Consider the following 21,298-nt stretch of genomic DNA (forward strand, 5'->3'; position numbering starts at 1 on the left):
TTTCAAAAATTTATATGTATGACGTGAAAACTTAGCTGAAAATCTCACTGCTTCCTTACAACTTCATTATTTCATGTCTGCAAAAATGTTGTACGGCTTAAGTTATAAATTTCGGTAATGCATTAATCCTGTTTTTACCGGAATCCGGAACTAATTTCTGTGTGTGTTTAATTTTCAATACATTGAAAACAAATAACATATTTAATTCGTGTAATTTTTGTTCTCGATTATATTAGTGAAAATACCTACAAAATAACCCTCCACTGATTATTACATCATCTACGAAATGAGGGGGGCTTCAACAAAAAAAGGGAACCTCGATAGTTCCCTTTCCCCGGATCCGACGTGATTCGTCTTCTCAGACTCCAGGTTTCTTCCCCAGGCGCATCCAGGCATCCAGCAGAAGCTTCACATGGGTCTGCACGTGCGGGTCATACCGAAGGCTCTGCGTGACTTCTGACTCAGTCAGGGGCTTTGCTCCCCGGGTGACAATCTCATTTATTTTGGCCGCGAGATCTGCTGAATCCCCTTTTCTGAAAGCGGTAACAGCGGGCGGGGTCACGACTTCGCAGCACCCGGTCTCGTCCGTCATCACGATCGGGGTGCCGCAGAGCAGGCTTTCGATGCCGACAAGCCCAAACGGCTCATACTGGGAGGCCATGATCGTATAGTCCGCAGCCCGATAGCACTTTTCAATTTCCCTGCTGTACCCCAGGTACGAAATGTGCTCACCTTCGTTATGGATTGGGCGCCCAACCACGGCAAGATGGACCGGGAGATCAGTGGACTCGAAGAAAGATGACAGGAATGGGTACCCCTTCCGTTCGTGACTCGAGGATGGGAAAAGAAACACGATCCGGTTTTCCGGAAGACCGAAAGACCGCTTCAGTTCGAGCCGTTTCTCAGCCGACACCGGCGTAAAGCGCTTCGTATCGACTGGGGGATAGATCACGCGGATCTTTTCGCCCGGTATCCCGTAGTAGTCCTCAATTTCACCCGCCATCTTTTGCGAGTGAGCGATGATGAGCTTCGCGCGCTCAAAGGACCGGGTTTCCAGTCTGATTGCCCGGCGATCAAAAAAGGTGGGGGTCCGTCCGGCATCGTGAAGGAAACCGATATGCGTCCCGCCGCAGGCCACAACGTCGCCCGCATCCGTTCTGGAGCAGCTGAGAATAAAGTCAAGCGCGTGTTTCGGGCACTCACGGTGGAGCCACCAGTTAAACGACTCATCCTGGATCTTATTCGGCAGGAAACTGAGCGGGCAGACAATAAGCTCTACCATCGGCACGAGATCGAGCGCCGGATCAGCTTTCTTGGTGAAAACCGTGACCTCGTGCCCCTGTCTCAGAAGCTCGCGAACCACATCCTGAGCGTATCGTTCCATGCCGCCCGACGGGGCGAACTTATTTGTGATGATCCCGATCCGCATAAGGTGTTACCGTCCTTTAAGGTTTGCGACGTACTCTTCCCAGCCCTTTTCACGAAGAACGCAGGCCGGGCATTTCCCGCAGCCATAGCCCCAGTCGTGAAAGTGCGTGTGATCGCCCTCATAGCAGGTATGCGTTTCGTCACGGATGAAGCTGACAAGTGCGTCGCCACCGATCGTCTCAGCGAGTTTCCAGGTTTCCGCTTTCGAGAGATTCATCAGCGGCCGCTCAATCCGGAGACTCGTTTCCATACCGAGATCAATCGCGAGTTCAAGCGCTTTCATCGTGTTCTCGCGGCAATCCGGGTACCCGCTGTAGTCCGCCTGACCGACTCCCGTGAAAATCGCTTCCGCCCCAAGCTTCCAGGCATACGCCGCAGCATAGGTGATGAAAATCAGATTCCGCCCGGGAACAAAGGTGGTCGGCAGATGAGTCTTCTCATTCATCTCGATCGCCTCGGGCTTCGTCAGAGCGCAGTCAGAAAGCTGCCCGAAAGCCTTCAGATCGAGAAGCAGATCATCCTTCAGGGAATGCGTGCCAAGAATGGACTCGATCCTGGCGCGGATCCGTTCCCGGCATTCAAGCTCAACCCGGTGGCGCTGACCATAATCGACACCGACGGTGTACACCGCGTCATACTGCTTCAGCGCGGCGGCAAGACACGTGGTCGAGTCCTGTCCGCCGGAAAAAAGAACCACTGCGGTCCGTGACATTCGCTAAATCTCCTTGCTGCTGGAATCTGTTTCGTTTACTTCTGATCTTTCACGACTGGCTCAGCGGCCGGTTCGGGAACCGGGGCTCCTGAAAAGGATGAGTCCGCGACGGTCGGTGCCCCGGCCGTTGAAATCCGCTCGAGAGGCGCCCCTGCCATCAGAGTCCGGGGGGTCGCGAGCGTCGGGAACCGGATCGTCATGGCACCAGACTTCGCGACAGCAATAATTTCCCCGTCTCCGAACACCTTGTGTCTGACACGGTCACCGGGACGCCAGGAGCTGCTTTCAAGCGGCTCCCCTGTAAGGAACTTGTCCTTATACATCAGCGCTTCCTTCGCGCTCTCCTCGAGTCCCGGTTCAAGCGGGCGTACAAGCTTCACGAGATTCCGGTCAAGCTCAAAAAAGAACCGGCTTGGATAACGGAAAGTGCTGGCTTCACTCGTTCCCTGAGAGTGGCAGAGTATCAGAAGATCCTTCGCACGGGTCATGCCGACATAGCAGCACCGGCGTTCCTCCTCCATCTCCTCCACGGTGCTCGTGCGGGAGCTCGGCATGATACCTTCTGAAAATCCCCAAAGGAAAACAACCGGGAACTCAAGCCCTTTTGCCGCGTGAATCGTCATCAGCTTCATCGCGGGGCCCTTCTGCTCCCCAATATCCTCCGCAAAAACCGATGCCCGCTGGAGGAATTCCGGGAGCGACGTCGGATCATCCGCGTCACTCTCGTAGTTCGCAATCGCCTGCCTGAGCTCCGCGAGATTATTGAGCCGCTCATCCTCACCCGAAAGCTGAAGGGACGCTTCGTAGCCCGAATCCGCCATGATGAGATTGAAGACATCACTCACCTTGCGGGCGGCTGCGCTCGCGCGCGCCTTCTCAATGACCGCCACATACTCCCGGATCGCCTTCGTGTTGAATGGCTTCTCGTCAATGTGGCGCTTCAGTGCCTCGTAGTACGAGATCCCTTCCCGCATTGCGAGAACTTTGAGAGCATCCGCCTTCTTCGGGCCGAATCCCCGCTTGGGAGAATTCACGGTACGAAGGAAAGCCGCGTCGTCCCCCCGAGTCAGCATCCGCATGTAGCAGAGCGAGTCCTTCACTTCGCGTCTCGCGTAGAAAGCGACGCCGGACCATACCCGATACGGAATACCCGCGCGGACAAGCGCTTCCTCAACAGCGCGCGAGCTTTGCCTCGAGCGGTACAGCACCGCGAACTCTTCCCAGCCTCGATCCGCCTTATGAAGATGGAGGAGCGCCTTGACAAACCAGGCGAGCGACTCTTTCTCCGTCTTTTCCCCGTCAAAAACGACCAGGCTTGGATTCGCAGGATCCGCGTCCCGCCGGATCGGCACGCCTTCCACCGGGAAACGGTCCCGGTTATGACGGATCAGCGAGTTTGCCGCACCGATGATCGCGGGGAGCGACCGGTAATTCTGCATCAGCTTGATCGTGCGGCAGTTTTTGTGGCTCTTTGGAAACCGGAGCATGATCGCGGGAGAAGATCCCCGCCAGGTGTAGATCGTCTGATCCGGATCACCGACGACGAAAAGATTGCCATTCAGTTCGGAAAGAATATTGGCAAGCGCCGCCTGATCGTTACTCACGTCCTGGTACTCATCCACCATGACGTACTGAAGCCGTTCCTGCCACTTCTGCTTTACGGACGGAAAGTGATCAAGGATGTAAAAGGCTGCCCAGATGACATCATCAAAGTCGAGCCCGAAAATCTTCCGCTCAGCCCAGAGGTAGCCGTAGAAAACTTTATCCGAGATGTCCGGTGACTGCAGCGCCTTCTCCCGAAGTGACTCAGGGGATGTCAGCACCAGATCCCGGATATAGTTTGAGTCGTCCTTGAAGTTCCCGATCACATCCATCGCGGCTGAAAACTTCATGAGGTTTCCTGGAATTCCAAAGGTTTCGTACACCTCATTCAGCAGCTCAAGCTCATCCTCTTCATCAATCACGATGAAGTCCTTCGGGATACCGATCACGTAGCCCTCGTCCTTCAAAAAACGAACGCAGAAGGCGTGGAAGGTACAGATCTGCCCCAGATCGAGATCCCCTGTCATCGCGCGGATCCGGGCCTTCATCTCCTGGGCCGCCTTATTCGTGAAGGTCACGCAGAGAATATTCTGCGGATTGATGCCGAGATCGCGCACAAGATAGACATAGCGGCTCGTCAGTGTCCGCGTCTTACCGGCACCGGGACCTGCAATCACGCAGACCGCGCCTTCCGTGGTCTCAACGGCGAGGCGCTGCTCGGGGTTCAGTTCAGCTTGCTGCAAAGCGGGAAATTCCTCTGAGGAAAAGATAAGCGGCCAGGATAGACCGTGTCCGGTATCCTGAGTCAGACCATTATTCAGATAACCTGTTTATTTTAAAGAGCTCCGGGCGGCTGCCGGAGGTGCGCCTATCAGATCTTTTTCTTCGTAGCAGAAAAGCTGCGTCACGCGGCCCTTCTCATCCACCTCGGCGCCAAACCTCGGCAGATGGCCGTTAAAAGCCGCTACCCGTGTGAGGAACGTGCTGAGATGCTTCGCCGGAGTCCCTTTGGCACCGCTCTCATCATCCGCTATGCGGGAGAGGAGCGTCACAGCCTCGCTCCAGGGGATACCGGCCGCGATCAGAAAGGGGACCGCCACACGAAGCAGCGGCAGCCGGAATTTCGGCGGAAGGGATTTTTCTCCTTCCATCAGAGCTCGAAGCTTTTCTTCAGGCGGCATTTCGCCCTGCTTCGCAAACGCTTCAAGGCGTGAGGCCTTCTCGCGCCACTCTGGCGGCACATCGGGCGACGCTTCAATCAGTCCTTTGAACCGGGTGGCCTCTTCAAGGCAAACCCGGCGGAGAGCAGGAAGCAGCCGGTTAGTGAAAAGCACGCTTTTCACTTCGGGGATCGCGTCTGTCATCTGGCGGGAGTCTTCGAGCGGCAGAGCGCTCTTTCGAATCATCTTTCCGTTTTTATCCCAGAAAATCTGAGTCACCGGGTCAGAAGCGTGTTTCGCAAGCACTGCGTTTCCCTGTTCCGGGGTCGCTTCTGGCGGATAGGCGAATTCAAAATAGGCCCGGTCCGCGTTCTTTCCCCGGTCGCCGATCCCGGAGGCTGCGCCGAGCTGCCAGGCGAAAGGAATCCGGATATCGGGAAGAGCGCCAGTGATCGGCGTAAACGCCTCCAGGGATCCTGCCCTCATCGGCTGACAGGTGAAGAGCGTGATAAAGCCGGCAGGATCATCAAACCCAAACGCGATCAGAGCGGGACCGAGCGGCCCCCGGAAAACCGGCTTTGGCTTAACGGTCTTTTTCGGAACAGCAGGAGCCGGGCGCTTCCCGACACGAACCCGGTCCCGGGACGGCCGGTAGCTTTCCGCTTTTGCTGCTCCCTGCACTGCATGGATACCGTGCCTCACCCGACGGATAATGAGAATCGCAAGAACCACCGCCAGTACCACGCCCAGGGCGATCCAAAAAAACGTATCTCCCACGATTCCCCTCCTTCCGCCTCCGACTGAGGCTCATAACTGCTGATATTCCGTCTTATCGGTAGAGTGTCGTATAGTCCGGTTGATTTTTCAAGCAGACCCGCTCCGGCAATTGCCGGACTGGCAATTTTCTTTCGCCCCCCGCGCCGGGTAAACCATGGCAAGGTGACCTCTCTGATGCCGTAGAATAACGGATCTTCAGAGCGCTTCTCCGGTCGGATACCGGGAGGCTCCAATTCCCCGGAATGTCTTCACTGTTATGTCTGTTATCACCTCTATCCCCAAAGCTTTCCCAGACGTAAATTCGTGCATCGTCTATACGTTTGACAAACGTTTTGTCCCGTATTTCTCGGTAGCTTTGCAGTCGCTGATTGACCAGGCATCCGGGAAAAAAAGAGATGTCCTTTGCTTCCATATTGATTTGCCGGCAGAGAGTGAAGAGCAGCTTCGCAGACAGTGCCCTCAGAATATTTCATTACGTTTTATCAACGTAGCCGACGCAGTAAGCACTTACTTTCCCGGGAACAGTTTTCGGGGAAAAGGCAACTGGCCTATCGCGACCTACTATCGGATGCTGATTCCCACACTCTGCCGGGAGTACCAGACGGTTCTCTATCTGGACGCTGACACAATCGTGGCTGGAGACATCGATCCGCTCCTTCAGCCCGCGCAGGGAGATGAACCTGCGGCCTGTGTGCCTGAAAGCCTGACTTTCTCACGCTCCTATGGGAAAAACGACATTGACCGGCAGAATGCCACTCTGCATCTGAAATACCCGGAAAAGTATTTCAATGCCGGCATGGTGGTTTTTTACCCCGGGAATATCGACGCGGCGGCGTTTAATGCGGAGGTCTCTGACACTCTGGCTCACAGAAACCTCCCGATGCTCGATCAGGACTGCCTCAATATCATTCTGAACACCCGGGTTCGGATGCTTGATATCCGCTATAACCTCACGGTGCACACCTGGCCGAAGCTCCCCCCGCTGATCGGCGACCGAACTCTGAGACGCACGATTGAGTCTGCGCTTCAGTCTCCTGTTGTCATTCACTACACCACCGCGGAAAAGCCCTGGCGCTCCAAACTCTATCCCTATTACGACAAGTGGTGGAAAGCCGCCAGGGAAACGCCTTTCTATGAAACGATTCGCGCGGCCGCGAATGTTCATCACCGGGATGATCTGCTGAAGTTCTGCTACCACTGTCTGCTGTCCCCAATCTCTAAAAGCCATCGGGAGTCTGCCGCCAAGTACGGTTACCGGTTCTTCTCCCGCTTCTGACCTGATACGGGGAAGAAATAATCCGAAGGAATTAAATTCCTACTTCATGCGGCCACCCCGCATCTAAAGGATTTATTTGGCGATTTTGATGAAGCGCATACCTCATCCCCTAAAATGGGATGATAGTGGTAATAGCCTCCTCGTATTGCGGTCTGAATAAACGGGGCGACTAATCCGCTTTTGTCTTCTCTAACAGGGTCTCTTCCGTGCTCAGGTCGCCAGCAGACACAATTCATCTATCGAACGGCGTCAGAATGCCCTGCCTCGGAATCGGTTCGTGGCAGGTCCCGGAGGGCAACGCGCTCCTCAATTCGCTTAGCGACGCCATTCATGCCGGCTATCGTCTGATCGACACCGCGTCGATCTATGGGAACGAGCGTGCCGTAGGCATCGCCATGCGGAATTCCGGTGTTCCCCGGAGTGACTTTTTTCTGGTCGACAAAGTCTGGAATGCGGACCGAGGGTACGAAAAGACACTGGACGCCTTCAGGAAAAGCACGGCGCTTCTAGGCACGTCTTATCTCGACCTCTACATGATTCACTGGCCCGCGACTCACGAAGAGCCGATCACCTGTCAGGCAATCAATGCGGGAACGTGGCGGGCGCTTGAAAAGCTGTATCGCGACGGCGCTGTACGCGCGATCGGGGTCAGTAACTTCCTTCCGCATCATCTTGTGCCGCTCCTTGCACGCGCGGAAATCACGCCGATGGTGAATTCGCTTGAATTTCATCCCGGCTACCCGCAGTTTCAGGCGCTTCGCTTTTCACACGAACACGGCATGAAGGTGCTGGGCTGGGCGCCGCTCGGGCGCGGCGCGTTGATGGAGGATCCGCTCCTTCAGAGCATCGCCGCGAAGCACGGCAAGACGGTTCCTCAGGTTGCCCTTCGCTGGGCGCTGGAGCACGGTGTAGTGCCGATCCCGAAAAGCACGTCCAAAGCCCACATCGAGGAAAATGCCTCGATCTTTGACTTCACGCTGCCACTGGACGAAATGCGCGCGATCGACAGACTGCCGCTCACGGCCTTCACGGGGCTTGATCCGGACACCGTGAACTACTGAGCTTCCCCGATTTCCCGACTTTTTCTTTGAAGCCCGGTCAGAACACAACCCTGTTCTGACCGGGCTTTTCGGCGTATTTCCAGGCACAAAAAAATGACTTCGGATAGACCTAAACTAAAGTACTAGGACTTTAGTCTTGATTTTTAGGGCCAAAGTGCTATATTTCCATCATCGGTTGGACGTACGCAGCCAGCCGCTCATCAATTTTCTGGAGAGAAATCATGGGTTCTATGGAAACTAGCCGCAGAAATCTTCTGAAAGCCGGCACCGCCGCTGCCGCAGCCGTTGCCGCTGCGCCGCTCGCGGCTCAGGCCGCTGTTTCGGCTGAAAACACCAAGTTTGACGCCACGTATGACGTAGTCGTCGTGGGCTCCGGTTTCGCCGGCATGGCCTGCGCTTATAAGGCTGCCAAGGCAGGCCTTTCCGTTCTCATGATTGAGAAGATGGGCGTCTTCGGCGGCAACTCCGCGATCTGCGGCGGCAATATGGCCTGCCCGGTGAATCCGGTTCAGAATGCTCATGTACGGTAAAGAAGCAAGCAACCGAAAACAATAGATAGACCGCCAGCACTACACTATTCCGAACCAAAGACCAAAAGATAAGCATTTTGAGAAAATCTAAACTTTTGGATTTTCCTACAATGCCGACTACGGCGGAATCCCTCCCACTCCTTATATATTTCTTTCTGTATACATTGAATTTGTATTTAGTAAAATGCAGACAACACCACGGATCGGCTTTTGGCTGGACAATTCCAACCAAACACCGCAGCAGACAGTAGAAACCATTCTGAACGTTAGGAAGCCGGTATGATTGTTACATATAAGGGGAAGAAAAATTTCTTTTAGATACTTGTTTTCCTAAAACTGATGTGATATAATAATTCAATTCCAGAAAAGGAGTAAAAAATATGCGGCAAGGTATTCTTAAATAAAACTATAATCAAATAGTGGGAACAAAGGATTATGATAGTCCCTTTTGTAGGGGCTTAGTTTTTTGTACCCAATTTAAGAATACTTTTGCCTTATCAATTTTGACATATCCCCAAAAACAGCACTCACAAACAGGTGTATGCTGTATATGTGTATGTCCGCAAATTATCATCCCCAGTGGTAAAAGTATTTTACTGCTGGGGATTTTTATGCCCTTCGGGGCAGTAAAGGGAGGACAATCACATGAAAATAATCAATATTGGAATTCTTGCCCATGTAGACGCTGGAAAGACGACCTTGACGGAGAGCCTGCTATATGCCAGCGGAGCCATTTCAGAACCGGGGAGCGTCGAAAAAGGGACAACGAGGACGGACACCATGTTTTTGGAGCGGCAGCGTGGGATTACCATTCAAGCGGCAGTCACTTCCTTCCAGTGGCACAGATGTAAAGTCAACATTGTGGATACGCCCGGCCACATGGATTTTTTGGCGGAGGTGTACCGCTCTTTGGCTGTTTTAGATGGGGCCATCTTGGTGATCTCCGCTAAAGATGGCGTGCAGGCCCAGACCCGTATTCTGTTCCATGCCCTGCGGAAAATGAACATTCCCACCGTTATCTTTATCAACAAGATCGACCAGGCTGGCGTTGATTTGCAGAGCGTGGTTCAGTCTGTTCGGGATAAGCTCTCCGCCGATATTATCATCAAGCAGACGGTGTCGCTGTCCCCGGAAATAGTCCTGGAGGAAAATACCGACATAGAAGCATGGGATGCGGTCATCGAAAATAACGATAAATTATTGGAAAAGTATATCGCAGGAGAACCAATCAGCCGGGAAAAACTTGTGCGGGAGGAACAGCGGCGGGTTCAAGACGCCTCCCTGTTCCCGGTCTATTATGGCAGCGCCAAAAAGGGCCTTGGCATTCAACCGTTGATGGATGCGGTGACAGGGCTGTTCCAACCGATTGGGGAACAGGGGAGCGCCGCCCTATGCGGCAGCGTTTTCAAGGTGGAGTATACAGATTGCGGCCAGCGGCGTGTCTATCTACGGCTATACAGCGGAACGCTGCGCCTGCGGGATACGGTGGCCCTGGCCGGGAGAGAAAAGCTGAAAATCACAGAGATGCGTATTCCATCCAAAGGGGAAATTGTTCGGACAGACACCGCTTATCCGGGTGAAATTGTTATCCTTCCCAGCGACAGCGTGAGGTTAAACGATGTATTAGGGGACCCAACCCGGCTCCCTCGTAAAAGGTGGCGTGAGGACCCCCTCCCCATGCTGCGGACGTCGATTGCGCCGAAAACGGCAGCGCAAAGAGAACGGCTGCTGGACGCTCTTACGCAACTTGCGGATACTGACCCGCTTTTGCGCTGCGAGGTGGATTCCATCACCCATGAGATCATTCTTTCTTTTTTGGGCCGGGTGCAGTTGGAGGTTGTTTCCGCTTTGCTGTCGGAAAAATACAAGCTTGAAACAGTGGTAAAGGAACCCACCGTCATTTATATGGAGCGGCCGCTCAAAGCAGCCAGCCACACCATCCATATCGAGGTGCCGCCCAACCCGTTTTGGGCATCCATCGGACTGTCTGTTACACCACTCCCGCTTGGCTCCGGTGTACAATACGAGAGCCGGGTTTCGCTGGGATACTTGAACCAGAGTTTTCAAAACGCTGTCAGGGATGGTATCCGTTACGGGCTGGAGCAGGGCTTGTTCGGCTGGAACGTAACGGACTGTAAGATTTGCTTTGAATACGGGCTTTATTACAGTCCGGTCAGCACGCCGGCGGACTTCCGCTCATTGGCCCCGATTGTATTGGAACAGGCATTGAAGGAATCAGGGACGCAACTGCTGGAACCTTATCTCTCCTTCACCCTCTATGCGCCCCGGGAATATCTTTCCAGGGCTTATCATGATGCACCGAAATACTGTGCCACCATCGAAACGGTCCAGGTAAAAAAGGATGAAGTTGTCTTTACTGGCGAGATTCCCGCCCGCTGTATACAGGCATACCGTACTGATCTGGCCTTTTACACCAACGGGCAGAGCGTATGCCTTACAGAACTGAAAGGGTATCAGGCCGCTGTCGGCAAGCCAGTCATCCAGCCCCGCCGTCCAAACAGCCGCCTGGACAAGGTGCGCTATATGTTTCAGAAGATAATGTAACGTCTTGCGCAATGCAAGCGTTCATTGCTGGCTATTGCGAAATATCATTGATAAAATCAGTATCAGAGAGGAGAAACTATTTTGAACCAGGAACAGACGAATATTACAACAGGAAAGCAAATACGTCATCTGCGAACACAAGGCTCAGGGCATCAAGGACTCCCGCGAGCTCTTCATCAAGGACTGCCTGAAGGACGGCCTCGGCATCAACCACACCGAACTGCTGAACGTTCTCGTTGACCGCTGCAACGACACGGTGAAGTTCGTTCAGGACTGCGGCGCTGAATTCGTGCCGAACAAGATGCTGTTTGAAGGCGGCCACTCGGTTCCGCGTTCCTATGAAATCAAGGCGGGTTCCGGCTCCGGCTACATCGTCCCGATGTATGAAACCCTCTCGAAGCTGAAGAACGTCAAGATGCAGAGCCGTACGAAGTTTGACGACTTCGTAATGAATAAGGACGGCCGTGTGGTGGGTGTTGTCTGCCGCGAAGGCTATCGCTTCAACCGCAAGCTCGCGAGCGATGACGTTGAGAATAAGACCGGCAAGCGTAAGGTCTACGGTGCCCGCCGCGCTGTGATGCTCGCGGCTGGTGGTTTCTCCCGCGACATCTGGTTCCGTCAGGTCCAGGATCCGCGCGTTGTGCCGTCCACTGATTCCACGAACCAGCCGGGCGCCACTGCCGGCGTGCTCCTGAAGGCCCTCGAAATCGGCGCCACGCCGCTTCAGATCTCCTGGCTGCAGTTCCTCCCCTATTGCAACCCGCATGAGGACGGCTTCGGCGTGACGGTGAACTTCACGAACCACGCCTGCATGGACCTCGGCATGGTGGTGAATAAGAAGACCGGCAAGCGCTTCATGGATGAGCACGCCGGCCGCAAGATCAAGAGCGACGCGGAACTCGAAGTGATCGGCACGGATAAGAACTACCCGATCGCGATCTGCGACGACGCCATTGTTCACGCGATCAACCCGTCCTTCGTGAAGGCTCCGCTCGCCGCGAAGACTGTCTTTGTCGCTCAGACGCTGCCTGAACTCGCTGATCACTTCGGCATCAAGAAGGACGCGTTCCTTGAGGAAGTGAAGCGCTTCAATGGCTTCGTGAAGGATGGCGAAGACAAGGACTTCCACCGTATTCTGAAGTTCAACAACGGCCTCAACATCTCGAAGCCTCCGTTCTACGGCGTTGAAGTGGCCCCGAAGATCCATCACACGATGGGCGGCCTCCTGATCAACACCAAGGCTCAGGTGATCAGCTCGAAGACCCACCAGCCGATTCCGGGCCTCTACGCCGGCGGCGAAATCACGGGCGGTGTCCACGGCGCTTCCCGCCTCGGCACGGTCGCTGTGCTTGACGCTCTGACCTTCGGTATGGTAGCGGGCGAAAACATCGCGAAGTAACCGACTCTCCTCGCTGCAGCTCCCCCCGCCCTCTCCCGGGCTGGAAAAATGCAGCCGCCCCCGGATTCCGAAAGGAACCCGGGGGCGTTTTTTCTCTCTGACCGAAAGGCCTCTCCCCTCGCGGAGATCAGCCGACGAGAACCTGCTTCAGATCGAGAACGCGGTCATCTGCCCCGCCTCTGAGACCAGCCAGTCAGGAAGCGAAAAGACCCCAACCGTGTGATCCTCGGTCCCCGCGTCTTCCTTCGTCCGTTTCACCGCGATCCGGACCTGATTCTTATCCTGGATGTCCTTCGGGTTCACCGGGAAAATCGTCCCATCGCTCCCCTGAGCGGACTGCAGAAGCTTTCCGTTCAGCGCGAGCGCGAGCTGCCCGGCGGAGTTCCCGAGGTCAAGCATCAGCGTACCGCCGTCAGGCACCGGGGGAAAGTCCGATCGATCCGCCTCGGTGCTGTAAAGCAGCGGGCCTTCGCCGGCAGACGCGTCCCAGTCCTGCGGAGCCGAAAGCGGCGTCTCAGGTTCTTCGCTCCGTTTCACCTGCCAACCCTCTTCTGACGCCGCAGGAAATCGCTCCGGCGTATCCGCAGCCGTCACCTCAACCACCGCGGGACGCGTGATCTTCGCCATCAGAACGGGACCAATCGCGGAACCGAGGTCAAGCGTTTCTTCCGTGAGAGCCCTGATCGATTTCGCGGGGAACGGGAGTCTCAGAATCCCGTCCCAGCCCGGCTCATCCGGAGAAAGCTCGATCTGCCAGACTTCACGCCCGGATGACAGATCAAGCGACACGCCCTTTTCAACCCGAGTGACCGCCGTTTCCGAAAAGAATCCGGGACGCCGCATGCGAAGTGACGGAATCCCTTTCTGAAGCAGCTCCGCGTTGATCTCATCCCAGGGATCCGCGCGGCTCGTGTACTGCTCCACCCGGGCGATCTGGGACCGGACGGTGAACGAGTTCCGTCCCTCCGCTTCGCGGATCGCGGAAGAACCGGAAAGTCTGGGGCCGGAAGCCGCGATCGCGCCGCCGAAAATCACGAAATTAAGAAGCAGATCGAGAGTCGACGCACTGTAGCCCCGGATTTCAGAAAGAATCAGGGCGTCAGTGAGACAGCCGCCGGCTGACAGCCGGTTTCCGGCAAGCTCTCCCGCTTCCAGCTCCTCAAGCGGGCGGCAGACGGGAATCGCGCCGATGTTTCTAGCCGCTTCGCTCCAAACACCGGCCATTTCGACACTCCGGTCGGATTCGGGGTCGAAAATGATGAGGCAGTCACAGTACGGTGTGCCCTGAAGAGTCTTTGCCGCTTCCATCACGTACTCCTTATTCCTGGCGTCTGAGGAAGAGAGGGAATCTGCCTCACATTTTTTCTGCAACGCCGTATGCTTAGAGTTATCAGTAAACCTGCGCCGCGAAGGAATCCTCCATTGGCGCGCCGGTTGCATTATAGGGGAGAGTCTGACGGTTCCTGACCCTCAGCTTTTTCTCCTCTTTTTATCTCTCTAAGGAGCTGCATTTATGGCTGATATCGTTGCCCGTTACGTTGGAAACAAGCGTGTTGAAGCGGAAAATCCCCGCTCTGGCGGCCGTCTGACTTTTGATCAGGGGAAACCTGACGGGCTCGGCGAATCCTATGACCCGGTGGAGGGACTGCTCGGTGCCTTCGCGGGCTGCACGCTTACGATGATTGCCTACGCGGCTGAAGCGAACGGCGCTGATGCGAAGGGCGCCACCGCTGAGTGCGACTGCACGATGGCGGAACGCCCTCACCGCATTGCCTCCATCACGCTCACGATCCGCATGCCGCAGGCTGAATACACGGATAGCCAGAAGAAGGTGATTCAGAAGTACGCGGATGCCTGCCCGGTCGGTCTCGCCCTTTCCGATAAGATCGATAAGAAGGTCGAAATCCTCTGGCCGTAACGCGGTCTGAGGATTTCCCGGCATCTGCCGGGCCGAAGCTGAAAAGCGCAGGGACGCGAGCCCTGCGCTTTTTTGCTATCCGCCGCCAGTCCCACCGGGCATAGAATCATTACTGTAGACAGATTTTCCGCGCGAAAAACGCGCCCGACGCTTTTTGCCGCGTCTCTCAAAGGATATTGAATCTTGCTGCTCTCCATTCTTGTGATCGGTTTCGGTGCGGGCTGCGGCGCTGTTCTCCGCTGGGCGCTCGGGCTCTGGCTGAACAGCCTCTTCCCCGCCATCCCGCCGGGAACACTCGCCGCGAACCTGATCGGCGGCTACGTGATCGGCGCCGCGATCGCGTTCTTCGCGGCGCTTCCTGAACTCTCGCCTGAATGGAGACTGCTCGTTGTCACGGGGTTCTGCGGCGGTCTCACCACGTTTTCCACGTTTTCCGCTGAAACCCTGACTCTCCTCACGCGGGGCGAATTCGCGCTCGCCGCGATGGAGGTCTGCGTTCACGTCGGCGGATCCCTTATCGCTACGCTGGCCGGCATGGGCACCATTGCCATGCTTCGCCACCTTTAAAGAAGGAGCTGTCCATGCAGAAGGGATATCAGATTTCGTTTTTCACTGAGCAGAGCAGAAGAAAGGACGGACGTCCCATGGGGAACTGGATTCTTGAAACCGCGAAGAATCTGGAGATCCCGGGCGCGACGCTCTTCCCGGCAGCAGAAGGTTACGGCCGGGACGGGTGGCTTAAAAGCGCGAGTTTCTTTGAGTCCGGCGAGCAGAGTGTTGAAGTCCGCGTGGCCGTGACAGAAGCCGACGCTGAGCGCCTGATCGAGCGGATCCGGTCCGAAAATCTCGGGGTTTTCTGTGTGAAAACGCCGATCGAATTCGGAATTTTGTAACAAATATCCCTATCAGTACTTTAAATAGGAACGAAAAGGCTCCACAGGCTGTGGGTTTTCCCGTAAAATATCGCCCTCACCTTTCATTTCTTTGGACTTTTTACCCTATATCGACTGACTGATGATCACTGCTCTTCTCGCGCACCCCTATCCCCGTTTCTCTGTAATCAGCATCCCGCTGCTTGAGGGATTGAAAGAACAATTCCCTCAAATGGATATCCGGGCGCTTTATGACCTTTACCCTGACAGTTCAATAGATCTGTGGGAAGAGAGGAAAGCAGTCGCTCATTCGTCCCTTATCCTCGTCGTGCACCCGGTCTTCTGGTACAGCGTCCCGGCGCTTCTGAAGAAGTGGTTCGACGAAGTGCTCGCCTATGGCTTTGCCTACGGGAACGGCGGCGACGCCGTGAAGGGAAAGGGCGTCCTCTGGATTCCGTCACTCGGCACCGGGTATCGCGACGGCGAATTCCCGGGCGAAGTGGAAATCTCGGAAGTTGAAGCTCCGATCCGCCGCATGTGGACTTTCTGCGGTGCGAAGTGGCTGGATCCCGAGATTATCGATTCCCGGCAGCCGCTCACCCCCGAGCAGTTCTCTTCAATCATCGATTCGCTCGCTGACCGCATCGCTGACTGGGAGTCCTACCATGTTTGAACTCGCCTGGTCGAAGCTCCTTGAATTCTGGGGCGGGTTCCTGACGCACGCCTCGGCGCTCCTTCCCCCGACAAACTCCATCGCGGCGGGTATTTCGTTCGCGCTGATCGCGGCGGTGATCCTCGTTCCGATCATGTCCCGGGTTGGACTCGGCACCATGATCGGGTATCTGCTCGCCGGTATTGTGGTGGGTCCCTATGGTCTCGGACTGGTCGAAGAAGTCGAGACGATCATGAATTTCGCTGAGTTCGGCATCGTACTCATGATGTTTCTGATCGGTCTGGAACTCGATCCGAAGCGACTCTGGGAAATGAAGCTGCCCGTGTTCGCGGGCGGACCGCTTCAGATGATCCTCTGCGCGTTTCCCTTCGCGCTGCTCCTCGATCTCGCGGGAATGCCGTGGCCGGTCGCCGTGCTGTCTGGATTCGCGCTCGCGATGAGCTCCACCGCGGTGGCGGTGCAGGAGCTCTCATCCCGCAGCATGATGGGGCAGCCCGTGGGGCAGAAGGCTTTTTCGATTCTGCTCTTCCAGGATCTCGCCTCGATCCCACTGATTGCCTCGATTCCGGTGCTCGCACTCACGATGGGGAGCTCAGACTCAAATGGCGCCGCGAACCCTGGCGCGATTGACACGCTGATCCGCGCCGCAATCGCCCTCATTTTCATGGTGGGTGTCGGACGATTCCTCACCGTGCCTTTCCTCCGCTTTACGATCCGGAGCGGCGCACGCGAGATGCTCACAGCCTTTGCGCTGCTCCTCACGGTAGGCTCGGCCTGGATCATGCAGGCCGCGGGGCTCTCTTCCGCCATGGGCGGCTTTGTCGGCGGTCTGCTCCTCGGCAGCTCGGGTTTCCGACACCAGCTGGAAGCTGAGATTTCGACCTTCAAGCAGCTCCTCCTCGGTCTCTTCTTTGTGACGGTCGGCATGAGTATCGACATGCATCTCGTCATGTCGGAACCCGTGAAGGTAATCCTCGCGCTCGCGATTCTCCTGATCGTGAAGACCGGAATGCTTTTCGCCCTGGCTTTCGCGATGCGGCTGAAGGGCCTCGCGAACAAACTGAATTTCGCGGCGTCCCTTTCCCAGGGCGGTGAATTCGCGTTTGTTGTCTTTTCGCTCGCGCAGGGTCAGGGAGTGCTCTCAAACTCGTGGGCCGCCATTCTCACGGTGGCTGTCGCCTGCTCGATGGGAACGACACCGATCCTGATGCAGCTTGCGTCCAAGTGGCTCCAGCACCGGGCGCGGCGGCTGGATGATGAAGAGGATGACCGCGAGGAACTCGCCACAGCCCCGGATCTCTCCGTCATCATCGCGGGCTACGGTGATTTCGGCGCGATCGTCGCCCGAATGCTCGTTGCCATGGGGATTACGCCGACCATTATCGATAACGATCCGGACCGGATCCGGCAGGCAAAACACTTCGGCACCAAGGTGTACTACGGAGACGCGAGTCAGCTCGCCCTGCTTAAGGCTGCCGGCGCTGATGAGGCGAAAATTCTCGTCATTGCGGTCGGTCCCGGCGGAATGACAGAAAAGATCGCGGATCTCGCGCATGAGGCATTTCCTCACCTGCACATCATTGCTCAGGTGTCGACGATCGAAAACCATCTCGAACTCCTTGCGAAGGATATTGAGGGGTATCTCGTCAATTTCGAGCCTGCGATCGAGGCAGCCCGCTCGTGCCTTGTGAGGCTGAACGTGCTTTCGCCCTATGAAGCGCGCGAAATCGGCGATATTTTCAGACGCTACACCGTCAAACTTATCCGGGAAATGGTGGATACCGGCGGCGATATTGATCAGGCGGTCGCAGCCTACCGGTCAAACGATGAGACGCTTGAATCCGTGATGAAGCAGATACGGACGTATCGACGGGAACGAATCGCCGCGATCCGCTCGAGATCCATGCATCTCGCGGAAACTCCCGGGCCTATGCCGAAAGCCGCGGAACCTTCCTCTGACGAGAAACCCACGGAGCCTGCTCCTCCGGATCCCGCGCAGGTGAAGAAACAGGCTTCCATGAGGGAAGACGCTTTTGCTGCCTGGCCGCCTCTTGAAGAAGAAAAACCGTCAGACAACCGGACGCCTGAACCCGCCGCGGCCCCGGAACCCAGGCCGGCATCAGAACCGCAGCCGACCGCTGCCTCTGCTGATGCGTCTCGCGCGGACGCCAAACCGCAGGATAAGAGCCCGGAAGGAACCGCTCCGGCATCCGTCGCCGCGGCTCCGAAGGCTGACGCTCCGGCCCCGGATGAAGACACGCTTGATCCGGCGTCCGCCGCAGCGAAGAAGGCTCAGGAAGAAGCGCTGAAGGAAATCGCGAAGGAAGCCGCGAAGGCACCGCCTCCGAACCCCGAGGAGCTCCCTGTGTCCGACTACTTCCGGATTTATCAGGGCGACACTGAACCCCCGGCTTCCAAAGAGAACGGTAAAGCCTAGCCTCTCTTCTGTCTTCCTCCCGGGCGGTATGATTCAGGGCTGAAATAAAGGCGGTCCGCGCGGCACGCGGCCGCCTCTCCCTGCAGTCACTTATTTGGAGGAGACGCTTCTCATGACGGAAATCTTTAATTCCACCGAGCTGCGGCGCGAGCTTCATCCGCTTGCCGAGCTGGGACTCAACACCAAAAACACCGCGCAGTACGTTCTCGATCACCTGAAAAAAATCGGCGTTGAGGCTCATCGGATTGGAAACACAAATGGTGTCCTTGGCGTCATTGATTCCGGCGTTCCGGGACCCACCGTCATGCTGCGGGCTGACATGGACGCGCTCCCCTTTGAGGTTGACGGAAAGAAAACGGCAATCCACGCCTGCGGTCACGATGGTCACACGGCAATGCTTCTTGAAGCCGCGAGCCGCCTCGTCGGAAATATCAAAAAGGGCAAGCTGAAGCTGCTTTTCCAGCCCGCTGAAGAAACGCTGGAAGGCGCCAATGTGATGATCAAGGAAGGGGTGCTTGATGGCGTCGACTACCTTATCGGGGCTCACGTCCGCCCGATTCAGGACCTTGAAATCGGAACGCTCTGCCCCGCGGTCAACCACACCGCATCCTGCCCCTGCGATATTTATATCCACGGAAAGAGCGCTCACGCGTCCCGCCCGCACCTCGGCATCAACTCGATCTATGTCGGTACGGCGATCGTGAACGCGATTTCCCAGATTCAGCTGCCCCCCAATATGGCCTGGTCTGTGAAGCCGACGCAGTTTGACGCGAATGACGGTGCCCTCAACATCATCCCCGCTTCCGCTCACCTCGGGATCGATATGCGGGCTCAGACAACGGAACTCATGAAGCAGCTGATTGAGGAAGTCCGCCGCGCCGCGGAATCCTCCGCAGCCGCGTTCGGCGCCACGGTTGACGTGAAGTTCGCGACGCTCTGCCCTGCCGCGAACTACGACCCCGAAATCACGGATGAGCTTGCGGAGTGCATCCGCGAGGTGGCTGGTGACGACAAACTCGCCCCGGCCTGCGGTGGCGGCGGTGAGGATTTCCACTTCTATAAGATCGCGCGTCCTGAGCTGAAGAACGGTTACTTCGGTGTCGGTGTCGGCGTGACGCCCGGTCTTCATAAGCAGAACATGACGTTTGATGACAAGCTCCTGCCGCTCGGCGCCGCGGTCTTCGTGAAGTTCGCGCTCCGGCATCTTGGCTGATCACTGAAGCTGCATCAGGCAGGTCAGATCCGGCGGCTCGGGAGTCCGAACCGCCGGATTTTTTCTCCCCCGAAGCCCTTCCGGCCCGGCCCTCTGCGGCTAAACTGTTTTCACCTGTTTTTTTATTTCATTCGAGGTGAAACTGAATGCCCTGCACCACGATCCTTGCCGGTCCGAAAGCGACTGAGGACGGCGCGCTTTATATTTCGCGGAACGAAGACTGCTCACCTGACGACGCGAAGCGTCTTGTGTATCACCCGGCGGTGAAGAACACCGAGGGCTCTGTCTTCCGCTCCTTCCGGAATGACTTCACCTGGCCTCTGCCGCCAGAGTCCCTCGCGTACCTTTCGGTCTCTGACTCCGCGACCGACGGCGCTTCCGAGGGCGAAGCCGGTTTCAACGAAGCCGGTGTCGGCATCACCGCGACAGAAACAATCTTCGCAAGCGCCGCTTCCCTCGCGATCGACCCCTATCTTCCGAAAACCGGCGTGATCGAGGATTCGCTCGAAGACTCCGTACTCCCCTTTATCCATTCGGCGCGCGAAGGCGTGCTGCTGCTCGGGAAACAGGTGGAAACTGCCGGTGCCGGTGAGGGCTGCGGCGTCGCCTTTGTCGACTCGAAGGAAATCTGGTGGTTTGAAACCTGTTCCGGTCACCGCTGGGCCGCGGTGAGGCTTCCGGACGATGCCTGCTATGTCACGGCGAATCACGCGAGACTCCAGGAGTTTGATCCGGAAGATACCGAAAACTGCCTTGGCTCCCCGGATCTCATTTCTTTCGCGGAAGAGCACGGTCTCTGGAAAGCCGGTGCCCGTCCCTTCAATGTGAGAAAGGCTTATGTGGACGAAAACACCGTCCGGGATACGTACTACAACTTCGCCCGGAACCGCGTGCTTCTCGAGAAGTACTGCCCGTCGCTTCGGCTGAAGCCTGAGGAAGACCTCACATTCCCGGTCTTCGTGAAGCCGGAATCAAAACTTACGTTTGCTTCAATCGCGTCCGGTCTCCGGAATCGCTATGAAGGGACGGATTCTGATCCCTATCAGACAGATAACCCGCACACGGCCTGGAGACCGATCTCGGTCTTCCGCTGCAGCCAGAGCCACATTCTGCAGCTGAAACCCTGGCTGCCGCTCGCGGTGGGCGCTGTGACCTGGGTGTCCTGGGGAATGCCGTCTCTTGGCGTCTTTGTCCCCGTGTTCCAGGGAGCCAAGTGGTTCCCGAAGGCATATGGCATCGGAACGCACGACGCGGACAGCATCTCCGCCGGCTGGGCTTTCCGAAAGGCCCAGACGCTTGCCATGACGGACTATCGCGCCTTTGAGCCGATTGTCCGCCGCGTATGGGATGCCTGGGAGCGGGAGGCTGAAGAGCGCGTGAACCGGATCCAGATCCGCTACACCGCGCTCGTAGAGAAGAGTGTTGAAGAAGCTGACCGCTTCCTGCAGCTGGAGTCGGATCGGATTCTCGAAGACGCTCTCACCCGGGCCCGTGCGCTTGAGAACGAACTGATGACGCTCCTCACGCGGAAAATCAGCGCGAAGTTCCCGTTTAACGGGGCCTGACGGAATTCTGTTCTCCCACGCTGACATCAAGGCCGGAAGGTTCTCCCCTTCCGGCTTTTTTCTGACCGTTTGCTGGAGCCGCGTTTCCGCTCCCGAAAGCACCAAAACCCCTCCCCGTCAATGCCCTGACGCAATTGATGTATATCTTTTCTCACGGCTCTGATCATTAC

Annotated in this window: 17 protein-coding genes; 12 read left to right on the forward strand and 5 right to left on the reverse strand. The window is 56.4% G+C overall.

Annotated elements, in window-relative coordinates:
- Positions 1 to 358: 358 nt before the first annotated feature.
- From BN1936_RS08550 to BN1936_RS08565, 4 genes are all read right to left on the reverse strand, one after another.
- Positions 359 to 1,429, reverse strand: coding sequence for a glycosyltransferase family 4 protein (locus BN1936_RS08550; protein ID WP_049687172.1), 1,071 nt, complete (start codon positions 1,427 to 1,429; stop codon positions 359 to 361).
- 6 nt (positions 1,430 to 1,435) lie between these two features.
- Positions 1,436 to 2,140, reverse strand: a complete 705-nt coding sequence (gene queC / locus BN1936_RS08555; RefSeq protein WP_022442964.1) for a 7-cyano-7-deazaguanine synthase QueC — start codon at positions 2,138 to 2,140, stop codon at positions 1,436 to 1,438.
- Positions 2,141 to 2,175: 35 nt separating this feature from the next.
- On the reverse strand, positions 2,176 to 4,425 hold the full coding sequence (locus tag BN1936_RS08560; RefSeq protein WP_022442965.1) for an ATP-dependent helicase: 2,250 nt from the start codon (positions 4,423 to 4,425) through the stop codon (positions 2,176 to 2,178).
- An 87-nt stretch (positions 4,426 to 4,512) separates the two neighbouring features.
- Entirely contained in the window at positions 4,513 to 5,619 is a 1,107-nt protein-coding gene (locus BN1936_RS08565; RefSeq protein WP_049687173.1) for a hypothetical protein, read from the reverse strand.
- A gap of 256 nt (positions 5,620 to 5,875) precedes the next feature.
- Between BN1936_RS08565 and BN1936_RS08570 the strand changes: the two genes are divergently transcribed.
- The 5 genes from BN1936_RS08570 to BN1936_RS08590 all read left to right on the forward strand — a co-directional run bounded on the left by BN1936_RS08570 (position 5,876) and on the right by BN1936_RS08590 (position 12,450).
- A complete protein-coding gene (locus tag BN1936_RS08570; RefSeq protein ID WP_022442967.1) occupies positions 5,876 to 6,895 on the forward strand; it encodes a glycosyltransferase family 8 protein in 1,020 nt (339 codons plus the stop codon).
- A gap of 254 nt (positions 6,896 to 7,149) precedes the next feature.
- Positions 7,150 to 7,956 (forward strand): aldo/keto reductase, encoded by an 807-nt coding sequence (locus BN1936_RS08575; protein WP_022442968.1) that lies wholly within the window; start codon positions 7,150 to 7,152, stop codon positions 7,954 to 7,956.
- 221 nt (positions 7,957 to 8,177) lie between these two features.
- A complete protein-coding gene (locus BN1936_RS08580; protein ID WP_022442969.1) occupies positions 8,178 to 8,486 on the forward strand; it encodes an FAD-dependent oxidoreductase in 309 nt (102 codons plus the stop codon).
- 645 nt (positions 8,487 to 9,131) lie between these two features.
- Positions 9,132 to 11,051: a tetracycline resistance ribosomal protection protein Tet(W) gene (gene tet(W), locus BN1936_RS08585; protein ID WP_000691721.1), complete on the forward strand. Its 1,920-nt coding sequence runs from the start codon at positions 9,132 to 9,134 to the stop codon at positions 11,049 to 11,051.
- A gap of 151 nt (positions 11,052 to 11,202) precedes the next feature.
- Positions 11,203 to 12,450, forward strand: a complete 1,248-nt coding sequence (locus tag BN1936_RS08590; RefSeq protein WP_325058622.1) for a flavocytochrome c — start codon at positions 11,203 to 11,205, stop codon at positions 12,448 to 12,450.
- A 147-nt stretch (positions 12,451 to 12,597) separates the two neighbouring features.
- Here BN1936_RS08590 and BN1936_RS08595 read toward each other — a convergent pair whose 3' ends face one another.
- On the reverse strand, positions 12,598 to 13,758 hold the full coding sequence (locus BN1936_RS08595; protein ID WP_022443276.1) for a hypothetical protein: 1,161 nt from the start codon (positions 13,756 to 13,758) through the stop codon (positions 12,598 to 12,600).
- A gap of 205 nt (positions 13,759 to 13,963) precedes the next feature.
- Between BN1936_RS08595 and BN1936_RS08600 the strand changes: the two genes are divergently transcribed.
- The 7 genes from BN1936_RS08600 to BN1936_RS08630 all read left to right on the forward strand — a co-directional run bounded on the left by BN1936_RS08600 (position 13,964) and on the right by BN1936_RS08630 (position 21,128).
- Positions 13,964 to 14,368 carry an OsmC family protein gene (locus BN1936_RS08600; protein WP_049687175.1) on the forward strand — a complete coding sequence of 135 codons (405 nt, stop codon included), beginning with the start codon at positions 13,964 to 13,966 and terminating at the stop codon, positions 14,366 to 14,368.
- A gap of 183 nt (positions 14,369 to 14,551) precedes the next feature.
- Positions 14,552 to 14,935 (forward strand): fluoride efflux transporter CrcB, encoded by a 384-nt coding sequence (gene crcB / locus BN1936_RS08605; RefSeq protein WP_049687176.1) that lies wholly within the window; start codon positions 14,552 to 14,554, stop codon positions 14,933 to 14,935.
- Between the two features lie 14 nt (positions 14,936 to 14,949).
- Entirely contained in the window at positions 14,950 to 15,261 is a 312-nt protein-coding gene (locus BN1936_RS08610) for a DUF190 domain-containing protein (RefSeq protein WP_049687177.1), read from the forward strand.
- A 121-nt stretch (positions 15,262 to 15,382) separates the two neighbouring features.
- Positions 15,383 to 15,913: an NAD(P)H-dependent oxidoreductase gene (locus BN1936_RS08615; RefSeq protein ID WP_022443275.1), complete on the forward strand. Its 531-nt coding sequence runs from the start codon at positions 15,383 to 15,385 to the stop codon at positions 15,911 to 15,913.
- Positions 15,906 to 18,350, forward strand: a complete 2,445-nt coding sequence (locus BN1936_RS08620) for a cation:proton antiporter domain-containing protein (protein WP_049687179.1) — start codon at positions 15,906 to 15,908, stop codon at positions 18,348 to 18,350. The genes BN1936_RS08615 and BN1936_RS08620 overlap by 8 nt, the downstream gene beginning before the upstream one ends.
- A gap of 112 nt (positions 18,351 to 18,462) precedes the next feature.
- Positions 18,463 to 19,563 carry an amidohydrolase gene (locus BN1936_RS08625; RefSeq protein WP_022443273.1) on the forward strand — a complete coding sequence of 367 codons (1,101 nt, stop codon included), beginning with the start codon at positions 18,463 to 18,465 and terminating at the stop codon, positions 19,561 to 19,563.
- A 146-nt stretch (positions 19,564 to 19,709) separates the two neighbouring features.
- Positions 19,710 to 21,128: a C69 family dipeptidase gene (locus BN1936_RS08630; protein ID WP_049687180.1), complete on the forward strand. Its 1,419-nt coding sequence runs from the start codon at positions 19,710 to 19,712 to the stop codon at positions 21,126 to 21,128.
- The last annotated feature ends 170 nt before the right edge of the window (positions 21,129 to 21,298 follow it).

The sequence above is a fragment of the Dakarella massiliensis genome (assembly GCF_001182045.1).
Classification (GTDB): domain Bacteria; phylum Pseudomonadota; class Gammaproteobacteria; order Burkholderiales; family Burkholderiaceae_F; genus Mesosutterella; species Mesosutterella massiliensis.

Excerpts from the sequence above, each read along its gene's own strand:
- BN1936_RS08550 (WP_049687172.1), bottom strand. The coding sequence starts at position 1,429 with ATGCGGATCGGGATCATCACAAATAAGTTCGCCCCGTCGGGCGGCATG.
- queC (WP_022442964.1), bottom strand. The coding sequence starts at position 2,140 with ATGTCACGGACCGCAGTGGTTCTTTTTTCCGGCGGACAGGACTCGACC.
- BN1936_RS08570 (WP_022442967.1), top strand. The coding sequence starts at position 5,876 with ATGTCTGTTATCACCTCTATCCCCAAAGCTTTCCCAGACGTAAATTCG.
- BN1936_RS08575 (WP_022442968.1), top strand. The coding sequence starts at position 7,150 with ATGCCCTGCCTCGGAATCGGTTCGTGGCAGGTCCCGGAGGGCAACGCG.
- BN1936_RS08580 (WP_022442969.1), top strand. The coding sequence starts at position 8,178 with ATGGGTTCTATGGAAACTAGCCGCAGAAATCTTCTGAAAGCCGGCACC.
- BN1936_RS08595 (WP_022443276.1), bottom strand. The coding sequence starts at position 13,758 with ATGGAAGCGGCAAAGACTCTTCAGGGCACACCGTACTGTGACTGCCTC.
- BN1936_RS08600 (WP_049687175.1), top strand. The coding sequence starts at position 13,964 with ATGGCTGATATCGTTGCCCGTTACGTTGGAAACAAGCGTGTTGAAGCG.
- BN1936_RS08610 (WP_049687177.1), top strand. The coding sequence starts at position 14,950 with ATGCAGAAGGGATATCAGATTTCGTTTTTCACTGAGCAGAGCAGAAGA.
- BN1936_RS08615 (WP_022443275.1), top strand. The coding sequence starts at position 15,383 with ATGATCACTGCTCTTCTCGCGCACCCCTATCCCCGTTTCTCTGTAATC.
- BN1936_RS08620 (WP_049687179.1), top strand. The coding sequence starts at position 15,906 with ATGTTTGAACTCGCCTGGTCGAAGCTCCTTGAATTCTGGGGCGGGTTC.
- BN1936_RS08625 (WP_022443273.1), top strand. The coding sequence starts at position 18,463 with ATGACGGAAATCTTTAATTCCACCGAGCTGCGGCGCGAGCTTCATCCG.
- BN1936_RS08630 (WP_049687180.1), top strand. The coding sequence starts at position 19,710 with ATGCCCTGCACCACGATCCTTGCCGGTCCGAAAGCGACTGAGGACGGC.